The sequence below is a fragment of the Paenibacillus sp. J22P143 genome (assembly GCF_059692035.1).
On the sequence record NZ_JCAUAQ010000037.1, the window covers coordinates 1 to 15423 of the forward strand.

Genomic DNA, 15423 nt, shown 5'->3' on the forward strand with positions numbered 1-15423 from the left:
AATGTTCTTGATTCTCCCTTTTTTCAAACCACCGACTGGACAGCTTGTCCGTCAGGGTTAGGACAACTTACGCCGTCAATTGGCGGACAGTATGGTTTAGCAGTAACAATATTTGGCATCAGATGTGAGTACAAGTCCATAGTGATTTTGAAACACTGTAGTATGCCAAGTGAGGAAGATAAGCAGAGAGCAGTTGAACGAATGTATAAGGATTAGCCAACCTTTTGAGGTGGTTTTTTGTTGTTAATACAAAGGGGGGGGCTAAATAAAAGGCATTATATTGGATAGCACAGGTTAAGACGTGGATAAAAACTATCTCGAGTATGAATGAAAATTAAGCAATGACGCAAATCACTAATCCCAATATATGGTATAGTAATAAAGGAGAATAGTACATAGTTTTCTATAAAATATTAGATAACGAAGTATGTACTGTCTTAGATCAAGGAATGATTTTATTTTAAGGTAGAGGAATCAATTTCTATGACTGAATCGAGATTTAAAGACAAAGGTGAAAGTGTATATAATTTTCTTTTCAAGTCTGATAGCGTTCTTATTGAATGTCCATACTGCATTAGATGTGCAAAAGGTGTGAAAATACTAGATGTAAACTATGAATATAAACTAATTTGCAGTCATTGTGGAATACTACCTAATCCACCTATTGGCTCATGGGGGAGTGGCACTTTCATGGGGCTAAATCTATGGCTAAGAACTAACTGTTGTGGTAATTTGTTATGGGCTTATAACAAAGAACATCTAGATTTTTTGGATAATTATATTACTTCCTCACTGCGAGAACGAATCCCTAATAAAAATCAGAGTTTGGCGAGTAGACTTCCTGAATGGATAAAGAGTAGGAAGAATCGTGAAGAACTTACTAAAGGTCTAGAAAGGCTTTGGGATAGGCTTGAAAAAAGAAACTAAAAGCACGATTTTATTTGAAATGGCGGTTGTTGGATGGAATATACAATAAATAACTATAAGGATATTGAGCAGTTATATTTGCATGATGCGGAACTGCAACCAATAACAGTTGATTATAGGGACAAACAAGTAAGTGTTGGTTTAATTCTCCCTAACATTGCTGAAAGTCCTTCAAGGAGATTATCCATCATGTTTATGAATGTGCTGAAAGTATACATTCCATTTGAAGAGCCTTGGGGAAGTGGATTTTATATTCATTCAGTATCTTGTGAGGGAGCAGAAAATAAGCGGTTGTTTGTAACATATTTTTACTTAAACTCTGGAGATGTTTTCAAGATAACAGCAGAAAGAATAAAAATTGAAAACTTATAAAGAAAGATGTGGGTGAATCAGTTGGAAGAAAGGAATTTAAAAGCATATATTTATCTACTTTATGTAGTTTTAATCGACATTCGATCTAACACATGGTCATTAGTTAAATGGTGGAATCCATTTTCATTATATAAGATGGTTCTAAGAACCAGATATATTGCTGAGTTATCAGATGTATTTCATAATCTTCCAGAAATTCTTTCAAATGATCATAAGCAATTTGATGAAAAACTATTTTGGGAATATGTAGATGCCTTTCAAAAGAGGTATCCCAATGAAACAAGAGATTATAGAGGAATATTCAACCAAATGTTAAATAATTTAGGTGGAAATAATGTGGAAAGAAGACACTGCAAAGCGATTATCAAAATGGGATAAAGACCCAAGTCGTTACTCTATGAATGAATGGCTTCGTGACATAGTAGTGATTTATGGGGAAATAATCGACAAGAAAATCTATGGTGATACATGGACTGTACCTGTAAGAATAACCTCCACTATAGATGGAACATGGAATACTTATGCGGATGTAGGTTTTTTAGTTGATGAAGCTCCTTGGCATCTACTTGAAACAGGTTATACCTTTAAACTTCGGGCTGGAAGGGATATTGCAACAGTCACAATTCTTTAGCATTTATAAAAGAGCAATTTTATTTGAAGGAGAGGTTCGTTTTGGAGTATCTATTGGGAGGATATTATTTAGTAAAGCCCATGAAAAGGTCTAATCATATGGACAAAGAAATAATACCAGAAGAGGTACTATCAGCAAGTAACTGTATTTGTGATAATTATCCTGATATTGGGGTGTGTTGGGACAAATCTAAATCGAAGAAACAAGAATACATGAAGCAGTTAAATTTAAGTCAGGACAGCTTTACTTCTATGGAACAGTGGATTGAACAGGAATTTGATAGCAAGAAATTAGGTTTTCCACATGTTTTTATGAGCGTACAATCGGCTAGGGAATTTTATCATAAGTACCTAAGCCATATTACAGACATTAAGTTAATTGGGATTGGATTACCTATCGAAATGATAGAGAATCTTAAAGCAGATTTTGGGGCAGAAGGGTTCTTTTATGGAGTTGAATATAACATCACTCAAAATGATACACTTGAATCGGATGGATTCACTCTTGGTTACGAAATATTAGGTTATGAATACGGAACATTCCATTCTTATATCTGCAATAGTTTGTTTGAAAATTATAAAGAAAAATTTTCATTCTCACTTAATGAGAATGGCTTTATTAGAAGCATTGAAGAAGCTTGCCAATTGTCACAATACACTAATGATGAAATAGAAGGTACTGAACCAGTTTTATGGCTTCCTTGGGTAGTAATTGAGTATCCATTGAATTAAATAAAACATGGATTTCATTAAAAGGGTGATGGGATTGACTTGGAAAGAAGTTAAACATGTGGGTGTTTCATACATCGAGAAGGTAGTAGCGGAGTTTGATATTTGGGTTCATCATTCACTGCCTTTTGCAAAAATGAAGGTTAAAATAAAGGAAAACTACAAAACAGGTATATTTTTGGGACAAATAAATGTTGCAGTCCTAAGTGAATTAGATAGCACTCCAGATTGGATTTGCGGTAATGGTATTTCCGTTGAAAAAGCATTAGAAGATGCTCTAAACAATTTTTTCTTAACTTTGAAGGGCAGAGAAGAACTTTCTATTGATGATTTCGAATGGGCTGACCCACATGATTTTTAGATAAAAGAGAAGATTCATATACATTGCATGTCGTGGTATAACTCCATGAAAAAGCATCATCATACGATGGTGCTTTTTCTTATGCCCATAAAAAAACCATGCGGGTCGCTGAAATCGAGATTTGCCCTTTCGTGCTAAATAAATGGTGGCTATATTGAAGTTCCAAAACATCTAGATAGCATTCTGCGACGATTAATACTAGATTGGTGGTTAGCGGGCTGGGAAACGAACTATCTTAGTATTGATAGAAATTATATTGATACCAGTGTAAATCAAAAACAATGGTACTACGCGACAATTGGTGGTGTACAACAAACAACGGGTTGATCTCCAACGGCTGGTTCAAATATTATGAAATATTGGTCAGATAAAGGCTACACAAGTTTGGTTCCTGTATTTCAAACACAGGTGGTAGGTGACTTAAGAACTGCAATGGGAACATATCATAGTTCCGGTACGGGAACAACCGACCATTATAATATTGATGATGGTCTTCAGTCGTACGCAAGGGCACATCAACGACCGAATGCGATTGCTACAAACGCTCTTTTTGCAACATACCATTCAGTAAAAACAGTTGATGTTTATATAGGTGTTGCATTATCTAAAACAGATGATGCAACACCTAATCTTACAACTAGGGGGGTTATAATGAAAAGATGGATTATAGGCATAATTAGCCTACTTATTCTAATTTGGGGACTATATATTTTTTACTATAAAAAGGTAATTGCGGAAGAGAAAGTGAAATATGTACTATCAGAAATGAATCTAGAACCAATTAAAATAAGATATAGCATGAATTACGCTCACAATGAAAGACCTTGGTTGGCATTAGCTAAACATAAGATGACTGAAAAAGAAGTAGTCGTTATCATTTATGCGGATGGAACAATTGAAAGCAAAGATTTAGATGTCGAAGCAAATGGAAATTTATCATATTCTGAAATGCTAAATAAAGTCAAAATAAGATATCAAAAACGGATATCTTATTTTGGTCAAGCAACTTTTAATATATTACGATAGAAACTCGAATAGAAACTTTTGACTTCGGTTTAACATGTAGGTATAGTGATTCTACTAAGTGAAAATAGCATATTTTCCATTACAAGGGATATAATGTTATTTTCATTATTTTTTTTACAGATTGATGATGAATTATAGGAGGAATCATGAATTATTTAAATTTTATTTATAAAGGAATTATCATTATGTCAGTACTATTTCTGTATGCATGCGATAATAATAAGAGTAATCAGATAATAAAAAGTGGAGAAGTTGGAAATCTCCAGGTAGTAATCATTGGTTCAGAGATAGAAGGAATATACCTTGCTCGTGCCGCTGTGGATGAAGGATTATCTGTGTTGGTTTTAGATCCAAGAGAGAAGTTGGGTGGTCAACTTATTCAGGGGGAGATGCAATTTCTGGACGAACCTATCGATGATGATAATAAATCACTCCTGCAAGGAAAGGTAAAAGAATTGTTTACTAGCTATAAAAAGGGGGAAATTAGAAAGGCTGGTGAATTTGAAAGCTATTATAATAATCTAACCAAAGGAATTAATATTGAATCGGGCATTACTGTCGTAAAATTGGAGAAGAGTGATAATAGCAAATCTGACAAACAAAAAGTTGAGTCTATCACATATCGAACACATAATGGATTAGAGAAAACCATTAAAGCGAATTATTGGGTGGATAATACTGATTTTGGTGCGTTAGTTGGGGAATTGGGTATTGAACCTTTACCAGGAATTGAGAGTATCTTTGGTGGCCCTAAGGATCATATGGCTGCATCAATCATGATGAAATTCCGTAATGTAGATTGGACGCGATTTCAGAAAGAAGTTAATGCCATAGGTAAGAAAGAACGAGAAGATAAGTATGGGTCTACAACAACGGTTACAGATAAATTTACTTGGGGATTCGGTAATGTGGGTGCAAATTATAAACCAAGTACAAAAGAAGTATTTCTTAGGGGATTAAATACCGTAAATCAACATGACGGAGAAGTATTAATTAATGCTCTACTTCTTTATAATGTAGATCCCTCTAAACCGGAGAGTATTGAGCAAGCTTTAAAATTGGGTAGAACGGAAACGGAAAGAATTCTCCCACATCTTAGAAAAGAGTTGCCAGGATGGGAAGCAGCGGAGCTTAATGGATTTCCGAATTTTTTATACATTAGGGATTATACCAGATATCAAGCAGAATACGTGTTACAAGCCTCTGATATAATGAGTGGCAAAATGTTTTGGGATAACGTAAGTATTGCTGGCTATCCAATTGATTTACAGGGGACAATTAACCGTACATGGGGCCAACATTCCGGTGATCCCGATAAGTATGGAATGCCCCTACGGTCCTTTATCCCTAAGGGATACAGTAATGTTATTCTTGCAGGTAAAAATGTAGGTGCATCAACGGTTGCATATGGGAGTGCTCGCATTCAACCCAATACATCTCTCGCAGCAGAGGTAATTGGAATTATTCTTGGTAAGTTAAAAGGTGAGGATGGGCTGACAGCATTAAATGAAAAGGAAATGAAAGAGATTCATGATTTATTAAAGAAAAAATATAATATCATACTAAGTGGTGTGGATTCAAATAACAAAATTAAGAAACTTACTGAAGAGCAGATTAAACAACTCGATCAAGGTAAGTTAACATTGCCATAAAGAAAAAAAGCAGGAGACCCAGCCCCGTTGGCTAGGTCCCTTTTTTTGTCTCACCATCATCTATGGAATGCGAAATCGTTGCAACAACAAATATCCGCTTACGCTGGTCGTTTTTTTCTGGTAGACAATTTTGAAATCGTCTAATAGGCAATTCAATGCCGCAATAAGTAATCCATTTGTTACCAATGTAGGTCTACAAGGTTGCGAACTTCCGATAACACGTACAGCCCTAATCCTGCGGGGGGAGCCAGCAACTTGAGGGTTTCTAGACCAACTAATCAAAACTAAGTCAGGTTGACGAACAGCTTTTATTCTTGCACAAGCCATTCCAATCACCTCGTTTCTATTTAGCTTCTGTATTTATAGAATGCATGATAGATAGACAGTGTGCTGGACGGAGGCGGAGACAGGAATCAGATAGACAAGGATAATTTCCGTGGTTTTTGGATAATCTAACCAGGCAAATAGGTTCACTTCTGAAGGAGGAAACAAATGGAAAGCGAAACAACGCTGTATGATAAACTCGGCGGAGAAGAAGCCATCACGGCAGTGGTGAACTACTTTTATGAGCTAGTATTGGCGGATGAAACGGTCAATCACTTTTTTCGCAACACGGATATGGAGAAACAGCGTAAACATCAGGCTAAATTTATTGGCTTTGCGTTAGGTGGGCCGAACCAGTACACAGGGGCATCCATGGCTAAGGCGCATGCAGGAATGAATCTGCAGGAAGAACATTTTAATGCGATTGCTACGCATCTTCATGACGCGCTTGCTCATTTTCAAGTGGGGGCAGACGAGATCAATCAAGTGTTGGCGAAGGTGTCTACGTTGAAAGACGATATCTTACATAAATGAGTGTTATCTAAAAAGGGACCCAGCCCGCATAGGCTGAGTCCCTTTGTTTCATCGTTCAGAGCGATAAATCTCCTTCACTAAGCGATAAGCCAATTTCGGCTTGCGATACTCGCTCAGCAAGCCTTTATTATTGAAGCTCCGCGCGCGATCGCGGAAGTAAGGACGGTCGCTCCGCACATCGACGCGGATGTCGGCGAAGTGCCAGATGAGCGTTCCGACGATGCGAGGGTCGTCGCGGAAGATCTTCAAAGCACGTGTGACGACATCAGCCTGATAGTCTTCGCTGAAGAGGCGCGGCTCCCAGCCTGCATCGCCAAAAATTCCCGCCGCGCCGAACTCGCTCATGATCACAGGCTTGCCGCCAGCGCCTTGTTTCTCAGCATTGAGGTAGTAGTTCTGCAGCATAGTACTAAAGCCATCCACGCTGCCTTCATACCAGCCGTAATATTTGTTAATGCCGATGACATCGAAGTAAGAGAGTACGATATCTTGCTCCGGTTGCATAGTTGCGTAAGTAACGAGTCTGCTGGAGTCCATGCTGCGGATTTTGCCTACGAAAGCTTTCGTGAGCTCCAGAGCTTCTACCGTCCGTGTATCAATTTCATTGTGCGCACCCCAGAAAATGATGGAAGGATGGTGGTAGTCGCGCGTGATCATTTCATCCAGCATGTGGACGCCGCGCTCTCTGAATATCGGGCTTGCCAAGGTTTCCACGCTCATAAAGCAACCCCACATCGGGATCTCGCTCCAGAGAAGCATACCATGCTCGTCGAGCAGATCGATCCAGAACTGGCTCTGCGGATAGTGGGAGCCGCGCACAATGTTGCAGCCCATGTCGGATAAAATGTCCAAATCCTTCAGCATCAGCTTAGGTGGAAATGCAAATCCCCACTCCGGGTGCTCCTCATGACGATTCACGCCCTGCAGGTATAGTTTTTTACCATTCAGCAGCACATCGCTGCCATGAACTTCAACCGTACGGAAGCCAGTCCGATCGATGAGATCATCTTCACCGGCTCTAACTATAAAGGTATAGAGTGCAGGTTGGCCGACATCCCATCTGCGAACCTCATTAAGGCTTCCCTGCAGTATAAGACGAGTCGTTTGGCCAGCAGCAACCAGCACATTCGCAACCCCAAGTGAAAGCCCATCCGTACTCGCACTAACCTCAATGTGGCAATCTTCCTGGATTAACGAACTTACTTGAATCTGCAGCTGAACATCAGCCATATCGCCCTTCAATTGATAATCAATTTTCATCGAGTCAATATACACATCAGGTAGCTCCTGAAGCTCAACAGATCGAATGATACCCCCGTAGGAATGCCAATCCGCAATGTCCGTCGGCAAGGTTTGCCAATCCACTGTATTATCAACGCGAATCACAAGCTCATGTTTACCCGCAGTAAGATGGGGAAGAATCATCGCAAACTGTGTAAAACCACCAAAGTGGTACCCAATATGCTGACCATCCACGTACACATCCGCATGATGAAGAATGCCTTCAAATACGAATCGAATATTCGCTTCATGAAGTGTATCAAAATAAGTGCGGTACCAGGCTGCGCCAATATAATCGTAAGTCCCTAATTCGTTATTCCAACAGGAAGGGACGACGAATTTTCTGGAGCCTGTAGGGAAATGAGTTGACCACTCCTCGGAAACACCTTTATTGTCAGGATCCGTAATGAAATCCCATAAGCCATCCAAAATTCGGGTAGGTCGTAGGTTATGCTGCTGAAAAGTACGTATCACAATCGGTAAGCCCCTTTCATGTCTGTTTCGTAAAGCGTATCATAGAAGAAGGGTTAATTTGAATGGATAAACCTCATCTCTATTTGTCAAAATCGCTACGAGGCTGGTGAACAACTCCTTGAATAAGCACCGTATTTATCATCATCGACTTTCGTATGAGAAGCCTCCTGTTCCTGGTTGGAAAGATATTCGCAATACGACAGATGTGCACTCGCTGTATTGGATTATGAGCGGCGAAGGGGAATTCCGCCATGAGATAGACGAAGTACCGCTGCATGTACAAGCTGGGAATGTAATATATCTAAAGCCTGGCTTTACACTGGCCATGACTTCGTCTACAGACAAGCCGATGTGTATTAGGATGCTCCTCTTTGATGTTTTTGATATACCTTTTGAGCATCTCAATTGGCTGAAGCCGGTGCCAGTGGATGCGCTGCCGATTCCCTTTTATAAACCGTACACGGTAGAGCAGTCAGATTGGCTGGAAGCACAGCTCACACGCTTATGGTCGATGCATGGAACGGATCCGCATGAACGGCAGGCGGAGTTTCAATATGTGGTAACGCGATTGATCCAATTTATGAAGGATACAGATACGTCGAGTGACCCCTACATGAAAGCCTTTCAGCAAGCGAAGATGTGGTTAGAAACCTGCTACCATCAGCCCATTCGGCTGGAAGAGTTGGCGACAACCTACCATATCTCCGTCTCGCAATTACGTAAAATGTTTATCAAGCATGTCGGCATCTCACCTAAGTTGTATCTAAATAAGATTCGGAATGAACAGGCGAAGACGATGCTTTTGTTGACTGATGAGCCTATGAAGGCGATCGCGGATGCGTGTGGATTTGCAGATGAGTTTCATTTTGGTAAAATGTTTCGAGTATGGAACGAGATTTCACCGGTTCGTTTTCGAACCATGAACAAGTAGAGAGGGGCTAACCGAATGATGGGTGCCGAAATTGAGAGAAAGTATTTATTGCCCGCATTTCCTGCGGCTGAACTAGCGAATAACGAGCTGAAACAAGTGTCCAAGCAATATATTTATCAAACGTATTTGGCTTTCTCCGATGATCAAGAAATTCGCGTGCGCCAGCTGGTAGACAGCTCAGGGGAATCGTATTATACGCATACCTTCAAGTCGGGGCATGGGATGGTTCGAGAAGAAGTTGAGTACAGCATCACAGAACCTATCTATAGACAATTGCTGGAACGCACGGGATTAATTCCATTAGAGAAGATTCGTACGACGCTCGAAGCGGGTGGGTTTACCTTTGAGATCGATGAATATAAACAAATTGACCTCCTTGTCGTTGAAGTCGAGTTCCCTGATTTGCAGGCGGCACAGCAGTTTGAACCGCCGACCTGGTTCGGAAGAGAGCTTGGTTCGGAGGAAGAGTTCCGCAATAAGTCGATGTGGGTTGCTTTGCAGAAGCGCTAATACTTTTTGGGAAAGGTGGTCCCATTTGCTGAATCCCAGATTCATTAGAGAAGTATGAGTAAAAAACATGCTTCCCTAAAATTCTAGATAGAAGTTTTACAACAATTCCTAGGTATGATCTAAGTATTGTAAGAACTTCTAATGGAATTGTGAGGGACCATCTATGAATTTAATCCACTATTATCGTCAGCAGTTTATCGAGTTAACAGCCCAGTTTGAGAAGGTTTGGGAGGAAGATTCGCATTATAAATTTGGTTTTCTTTGGCGTTCACACGTAAGTACTTCGTTTAAAGAAATGTTTCAGATAACACAAACAAGGCAGGAGCCGCTTTATTTGATGTATGCCATTGAGCTTCCTGAATCGTATAAAAGAACGAACATTGGCGATGTCATCAGAAATGTGGCCTCTGCCTATGAGTTGTCCATGTATGTGTTCTCCAGCAAAATTATGTTAACCTCATGCATATCCATCGAAAATTTGCAGCAAACGTCGTTAGGCTTTATTAATCACGCGCGAGCGGAGATGATCGATCTCGTGTTCTCTGCCATTAAACAAGTAGATTATGAGAATCGTATAGACCTTCCATATTTCGACATCTATAATAGATGTAGGTGGACGATGTAGCAATCCGATGGGGTGAGTACGATGTTGAAAGACCTACTAAACAATTTTTCGATCGTAGCTGTATTTGTTTTTCTATCCATTCAAATTTTTTACTCACCTAAATTGCAGAAGGCAGCAAAATGGAAACTTCAAATTGGGGCGGGCTTGACGCACGGACTTTTCGGGGTCTTGCTTGCCTATACGGGAGTCCATGTGAGCGAAAGGCATATATTAGATTTGAAAGCGGTTGCAATTTTAACGAGCACCTTCATTGGCGGAGGTGTTTCTGGGCTCATTACGACGGTAGTTATGATTATCGGCAGAACGATCATGGATCCTGCGGTTTTGGTTCGCGTATCGATTCTAGGGTTGATTATTTATGCAGGTTGCGCTCTTATTCATTATTACATCCGAGACTTTTGGAAGAAATGGATGCTTCCAACCAGGATTTACGTTTAAGCTCAAAAAAATACAAAATAAATTGGTTTACACGATCATTGATGGACAATTATTACATCAGCTTGGCGTCAAGCCGAATGACTTTTTTGAGAAAGCTGTGCATGAGATTTCCTATTCCACGGAGAACTTTGGTCAGTTTTTACAATCGAAGTATGATGAAGCTTACGAGGGAAAGCAAGTCGTCTTTGAGATGGATGTCCGAGGAAAAGTCCTCTTCACAACCCTACAGCCCGTATTTGATGGCGAACAAGTCATTGAAGTCATAGGTTCGACGACAGATGTTACCGAGAGGACCCTAGCAGAACGTCGCATACAGGAAAGTGAAGAGCGGAATCGCATTCTCGTTGAAAATTCGCAAGAGGGCATTCTGGGTTTCACAACAGACGGTGAAATCACATCCGTGAATCAAGCAGCGTGCCTGCTTTCACAAACGAGATCAGAGGACATGCTGGGTCAACAAATGACTGCTTTTTTGCCAGCATCCGAGCAGGCGCTCTGGGAGCAGCATTTTGAAGAAGTGCTGAGCGGTGCTGCTAAAGGAGCTTTCCAATATTTGCAGTGTGCTATCGAAGAGCCACCCTATTGAGCTTATTTTCAGCACACCGGCGGAGCTGCCCAAACGACTCCTCGGAGATTAAAGCAAGTTCTGCTTAACCTTTGCAGCAATGCGATTAAATTCACGAGCGCAGGCTATGTGATGCTTCATATTGAGCTGTGTCCGCAGACAACTAGTGAAGAAATGGTGCTGCGCTTTAGCGTTGAAGACTCGGGGATTGGCATTTCGGAAGATCGACTTTCTTTCATATTCGAACCCTTTTCTCAGGCAGATGGCTCAACGAGCCGTGAGTATGGTGGAACCGGTTTGGGACTGCCTATTAGCCAACATTTGATCAGTCTGATGGGCGGAGTGCTCAAAGTAGAAAGTCATGTAGGTAGCGGAAGTCGCTTCACGTTTGCCTTACCTTTCCAAATCATTGCGCAGGACGATCCTGATGTGTGGGATATTGGAGAACGGCATAAGCCTTATCGCGTAATGGTTGTTGAGGACCATCCGCTCATGCGTAGCAGCTTGCAGGATACCTTAGAGTCTTTTGCGCTCATCGTAACGACAGTTCCTTCCTGGGATGCGTTATTTAAAAAGTTTGAGGGGAACGAAGCAGGTGACGATGACTTCGATTGTCTCATCCTAAATATGGAGAGCGAAGATATGTATGGCATTGAGACGTGGCATGTGCTCCTCACGACCATTCAGAGAGATCGAACACGCATTATTTGCCTGACATCACCCATGGGGAAGGAAGAGTTACTAACACTACCCGATGAAGCTAGACCTGATGCTGTGCTTATTAAACCGATTTCTCGTCTAGAGCTGTATCAGACGTTGGAATTTTTGTTCCATTTTAAGCACCAATCTCAGACAGTTGATCATCGATCCCTCTCGAATCATTCACTTACCGAGCACTTGGGACACATTCTGCTTGTTGAGGACAATGAAATTAATCAACAGGTTGCGATGGAGCTTATCGAGGAACGAGGTTACAAAGTCACGTTAGCGATCAATGGTCAAGAAGCGCTAGACAAGCTGGAAACCGGTGACTTCGCGCTGGTTCTTATGGATATTCACATGCCTGTCATGGATGGTGTTGAAGCAACGATGCATCTTCGTCAGAACCCTAGATTTAGTCAATTGCCTATCATAGGGCTTACCGCTAACGTGGTCAAACAGGACCAAGAAGAGTATGTTCGCAACGGTATGAACGAGGTTTTGAGTAAACCGTTGGATGTGATGCGACTATTTCGTGTCATTCATAAATGGATGGAACCGCAGCAGGAGAAGGTGAAGGAACGGGTGAAGAGTCTCGAGGAACATCAGCCTATGAAAGTAATCCCTTATTATAAAAGCATCACGGCAATAGACTGGGAGGGGGCTTTGGCCCGACTGGAGGGCAAAGAAAGTATTCTTCTCGTTATGCTGCAGCTATTTAAGAAAAATTATAGTGATTTTGCTGATCAGCTTAAAGTACATCAACGTGAGGGCGATTGGGTCGCTGCCAAAAGAGCCGCACATACGCTCATCGGTGTAGCTGGCAGTCTTTCGGCCCATGCCTTGCACGCAGGAGCTGTGAAGCTTCAATCGACGATTCTCCTTAAAGAAAACGATGAGGAGCAGCTTGCTGAGATCGCAGCGGAAATTAAGCGGATTATCGTTTGTATCCCAGATGAAGGATAATAGCGAATAGAGGAGATGCTTGATGAAGCCCGTTAAGTAGATAGGATCATGGATTCAAGTCACCAGTTCCCCCCGCGAAATTCTCTAACGGACACAGTGGACCTTATTTGCTCTAAATTAGTGTGTTTGAAATTCTAACGGACACAGGTGCCTCTATTCCCGCGTATTCAGTCATCTATCGAGCAAGAAAGCATGATTAACGGCTGTAGTGTCCGTTAGATTCTGAAAAGACCCATTTCGACCCAAATAACGTCATTCATGTCCGTTAGCCGATCTAGGATAGTCGGGATCCCAAGTTTCACTGGGGATTCTTGAAATCCCGACCCCACTTTCCCCGCGCGATTCTAGCTAACGGACACAGTGGACCTTAATTGCTCCAAATCAGTCTTCACATCAGTTGAGTTTTACTAGACCTATTAAACCTGTTAAACGCCCGAATAAGCCATAAATCCGCCATCCACAGGGATCGTTGTGCCAGTAACGAAACGGGACATGTCGGAATCAGCCAGCCACAGCAAGGTGCCTAGTAAATCCTCCGGCTTGCCGAATCGGCGCATCGGGGTATGTGCAATGATTTTATGAGAGCGATCCGTCAGCGATCCGTCTTCTTTCATTAATAATTTGGCATTCTGCTCAGTCAAAAAGAAGCCCGGGGCGATGGCATTTACACGAATACCGCTTTCCGCCAAGTGAACAGCTAACCATTTCGTGAAGTTATCGATAGCTGCTTTAGCAGCGCTATAAGCAGGAACTTTCGTCATCGGCGAAGGTGCGCTCATGGATGAAATATTAATAACCGTTGCTCCGTTTTTGCCATGCATATGTTTGGTGAATACTTGCGTTGGAATTAATGTCCCCACGAAATTAAGATCCAGCACGTTGCGGAATCCAGGGATGCTTAGATCATAGAAGGATTGTACATCTGGATTCGCAACATCCTCCATCTTAAAAATCTCATTCGTCGTATTCGCGCTGGCATGATTACCGCCCGCGCCATTAATCAGGATATCACAGGTACCGAACTGTTCAATCACGGAGGCTGCAGCTTGCTCCACACTTTCGGTCACAGTTACATCGCAAGCAACGGCAATCGCTTTGCCACCAGTTGCTTGAATCTCCTCCACCACAGCCACCCCTTTCTCATGGGTGCGGTTCAGAATAGCAATGTGTGCGCCTTGTCTAGCTAATTCGAGTGCCATCACGCGGCACAGGACGCCAGCGCCTCCCGTTATCACAACGACTTTCCCTTGTAGGGATGGAAAATTAGTTAATCCGCTCATAATCCGCCACAGCTCCTTCATGTAAAGTAATCCCTTGGCGACACATCATGTCCCAAAGTCCCCATAAATACATAATACCTAACGCACGGTCATAGAGCCCGTATCCAGGTCTGCAGCGTTCATCCCAAATATGTCGGCCATGATCCGGACGGCAGAAACCTTCGTAATTGTTCTCGTGCAGCGCCTGCACAATGCCGGAAATATCAACCGTGCCATCCTTCGTACGATGAGAGGTCTCGATGAAATCGCCATTCTCATACACGCGGACATTCCGAATATGTGCAAAAGGAATCCGATCCGCGAATTCATGCACGATCGAGACAATATCATTGCTCGGATTCGCACCGAGTGAGCCACTGCACATCGTAAGCCCGTTAAATGGGCTGTCATGCAAAGCCAAGAAACGGCGAATATTCGCTTGGCTTGTCATCAATCGTGGTAATCCGAAGACAGACCATGGTGGATCGTCCGGGTGAATGGCCATTCGAATGCCGTGCTCTGCGGCAACCGGAATAACTTCATCCAAGAAATACTTCAAGTTTGCCCAGAGGTGTTCTTCCGTGACATCCTTGTAGGCGTCGAATAGCTCGGTTAAACGAGCAAGGCGCTCAGGTTCCCAGCCTGGCATACTGAAATCGGGGTTGGCATTGATCCGCCCAACATGCTCAGCAAGGTCGAGATTGGCAATTTTACTTTTTTCATAAAAGAGTGCCGTCGAGCCATCTTCCAATTCTTTATGTAAATCCGTACGAACCCAATCGAACACCGGCATGAAATTGTAGCAAATCACTTTGACACCAACCTGTGCCAAAGTTGCGATCGTTTTCTTATAATTAGCGATATACGTATCGCGACTTGGAAGTCCTAATTTAATGTCCTCATGAATGTTGACGCTTTCCACAACCTGCATATGCAGCCCAGCGCGATCAGCTTCGGCTTTGATCTTTTGGATCTTGTCCATCGGCCATTCCTCACCAGCAGGTACATCATGCAGTGCCCAGACGATGCCTTCAACACCGGGAATTTGTTTGATTTGCTTCAGCGTGACCGTATCGTTGCCCTCTCCAAACCAGCGGAATACCATTTTCATAGATGCACG

General features: G+C 42.1%; 19 protein-coding genes and 1 pseudogene. 17 read left to right on the forward strand and 3 right to left on the reverse strand.

What is annotated here, in order from left to right:
- The 10 genes from AC58PQ_RS27405 to AC58PQ_RS27450 form a co-directional block, all read left to right on the forward strand.
- Positions 1-216: hypothetical protein (locus tag AC58PQ_RS27405; protein ID WP_497247190.1), on the forward strand; the 216-nt coding region annotated here is incomplete at its 5' end.
- 267 nt (positions 217-483) lie between these two features.
- Positions 484-927 carry a hypothetical protein gene (locus AC58PQ_RS27410; RefSeq protein ID WP_497247192.1) on the forward strand — a complete coding sequence of 148 codons (444 nt, stop codon included), beginning with the start codon at positions 484-486 and terminating at the stop codon, positions 925-927.
- A 33-nt stretch (positions 928-960) separates the two neighbouring features.
- Complete coding sequence (locus AC58PQ_RS27415) at positions 961-1299, forward strand: hypothetical protein (RefSeq protein WP_497247194.1); 339 nt, start codon at positions 961-963, stop codon at positions 1297-1299.
- Between the two features lie 12 nt (positions 1300-1311).
- Positions 1312-1677 carry a hypothetical protein gene (locus AC58PQ_RS27420; RefSeq protein WP_497247196.1) on the forward strand — a complete coding sequence of 122 codons (366 nt, stop codon included), beginning with the start codon at positions 1312-1314 and terminating at the stop codon, positions 1675-1677.
- A complete protein-coding gene (locus AC58PQ_RS27425; protein WP_497247198.1) occupies positions 1634-1930 on the forward strand; it encodes a hypothetical protein in 297 nt (98 codons plus the stop codon). The genes AC58PQ_RS27420 and AC58PQ_RS27425 overlap by 44 nt, the downstream gene beginning before the upstream one ends.
- A 41-nt stretch (positions 1931-1971) precedes the next feature.
- Positions 1972-2661: a hypothetical protein gene (locus AC58PQ_RS27430; protein ID WP_497247200.1), complete on the forward strand. Its 690-nt coding sequence runs from the start codon at positions 1972-1974 to the stop codon at positions 2659-2661.
- A 34-nt stretch (positions 2662-2695) separates the two neighbouring features.
- Entirely contained in the window at positions 2696-3019 is a 324-nt protein-coding gene (locus AC58PQ_RS27435; protein WP_497247202.1) for a hypothetical protein, read from the forward strand.
- A gap of 351 nt (positions 3020-3370) precedes the next feature.
- Positions 3371-4045 carry a hypothetical protein gene (locus AC58PQ_RS27440; protein WP_497247204.1) on the forward strand — a complete coding sequence of 225 codons (675 nt, stop codon included), beginning with the start codon at positions 3371-3373 and terminating at the stop codon, positions 4043-4045.
- Between the two features lie 146 nt (positions 4046-4191).
- Positions 4192-5697 (forward strand): FAD-dependent oxidoreductase, encoded by a 1506-nt coding sequence (locus tag AC58PQ_RS27445; protein WP_497247206.1) that lies wholly within the window; start codon positions 4192-4194, stop codon positions 5695-5697.
- Between the two features lie 492 nt (positions 5698-6189).
- On the forward strand, positions 6190-6555 hold the full coding sequence (locus tag AC58PQ_RS27450) for a group I truncated hemoglobin (protein WP_497247208.1): 366 nt from the start codon (positions 6190-6192) through the stop codon (positions 6553-6555).
- Between the two features lie 48 nt (positions 6556-6603).
- Here AC58PQ_RS27450 and AC58PQ_RS27455 read toward each other — a convergent pair whose 3' ends face one another.
- On the reverse strand, positions 6604-8310 hold the full coding sequence (locus tag AC58PQ_RS27455) for a glycoside hydrolase family 2 protein (protein ID WP_497247210.1): 1707 nt from the start codon (positions 8308-8310) through the stop codon (positions 6604-6606).
- A 118-nt stretch (positions 8311-8428) separates the two neighbouring features.
- Here AC58PQ_RS27455 and AC58PQ_RS27460 point away from each other — a divergent pair, with 118 nt between their 5' ends.
- The 7 genes and pseudogenes from AC58PQ_RS27460 to AC58PQ_RS27490 all read left to right on the forward strand — a co-directional run bounded on the left by AC58PQ_RS27460 (position 8429) and on the right by AC58PQ_RS27490 (position 13044).
- Positions 8429-9241, forward strand: coding sequence for an AraC family transcriptional regulator (locus tag AC58PQ_RS27460; protein WP_497247212.1), 813 nt, complete (start codon positions 8429-8431; stop codon positions 9239-9241).
- Positions 9242-9256: 15 nt separating this feature from the next.
- Positions 9257-9751 (forward strand): CYTH domain-containing protein, encoded by a 495-nt coding sequence (locus AC58PQ_RS27465; RefSeq protein ID WP_497247214.1) that lies wholly within the window; start codon positions 9257-9259, stop codon positions 9749-9751.
- A gap of 163 nt (positions 9752-9914) precedes the next feature.
- Positions 9915-10376, forward strand: a complete 462-nt coding sequence (locus tag AC58PQ_RS27470; protein ID WP_497247216.1) for a hypothetical protein — start codon at positions 9915-9917, stop codon at positions 10374-10376.
- A gap of 21 nt (positions 10377-10397) precedes the next feature.
- Positions 10398-10814: a LytS/YhcK type 5TM receptor domain-containing protein gene (locus tag AC58PQ_RS27475; protein WP_497247218.1), complete on the forward strand. Its 417-nt coding sequence runs from the start codon at positions 10398-10400 to the stop codon at positions 10812-10814.
- Entirely contained in the window at positions 10735-11400 is a 666-nt protein-coding gene (locus AC58PQ_RS27480) for a PAS domain-containing protein (protein ID WP_497247220.1), read from the forward strand. The genes AC58PQ_RS27475 and AC58PQ_RS27480 overlap by 80 nt, the downstream gene beginning before the upstream one ends.
- A gap of 51 nt (positions 11401-11451) precedes the next feature.
- Positions 11452-12609: pseudogene (locus AC58PQ_RS27485) on the forward strand (response regulator); the annotation flags it as partial.
- Positions 12610-12783: 174 nt separating this feature from the next.
- The gene (locus AC58PQ_RS27490) at positions 12784-13044 is read left to right on the forward strand and encodes an Hpt domain-containing protein (protein WP_497247266.1); all 261 of its coding nucleotides are present in this window, start codon (positions 12784-12786) and stop codon (positions 13042-13044) included.
- A gap of 425 nt (positions 13045-13469) precedes the next feature.
- Here AC58PQ_RS27490 and AC58PQ_RS27495 read toward each other — a convergent pair whose 3' ends face one another.
- Positions 13470-14324: an SDR family oxidoreductase gene (locus AC58PQ_RS27495; RefSeq protein ID WP_497247222.1), complete on the reverse strand. Its 855-nt coding sequence runs from the start codon at positions 14322-14324 to the stop codon at positions 13470-13472.
- Positions 14308-15414: a mannonate dehydratase gene (uxuA, locus tag AC58PQ_RS27500; protein WP_497247224.1), complete on the reverse strand. Its 1107-nt coding sequence runs from the start codon at positions 15412-15414 to the stop codon at positions 14308-14310. The genes AC58PQ_RS27495 and uxuA overlap by 17 nt, the downstream gene beginning before the upstream one ends.
- Between the last annotated feature and the right edge of the window lie 9 nt (positions 15415-15423).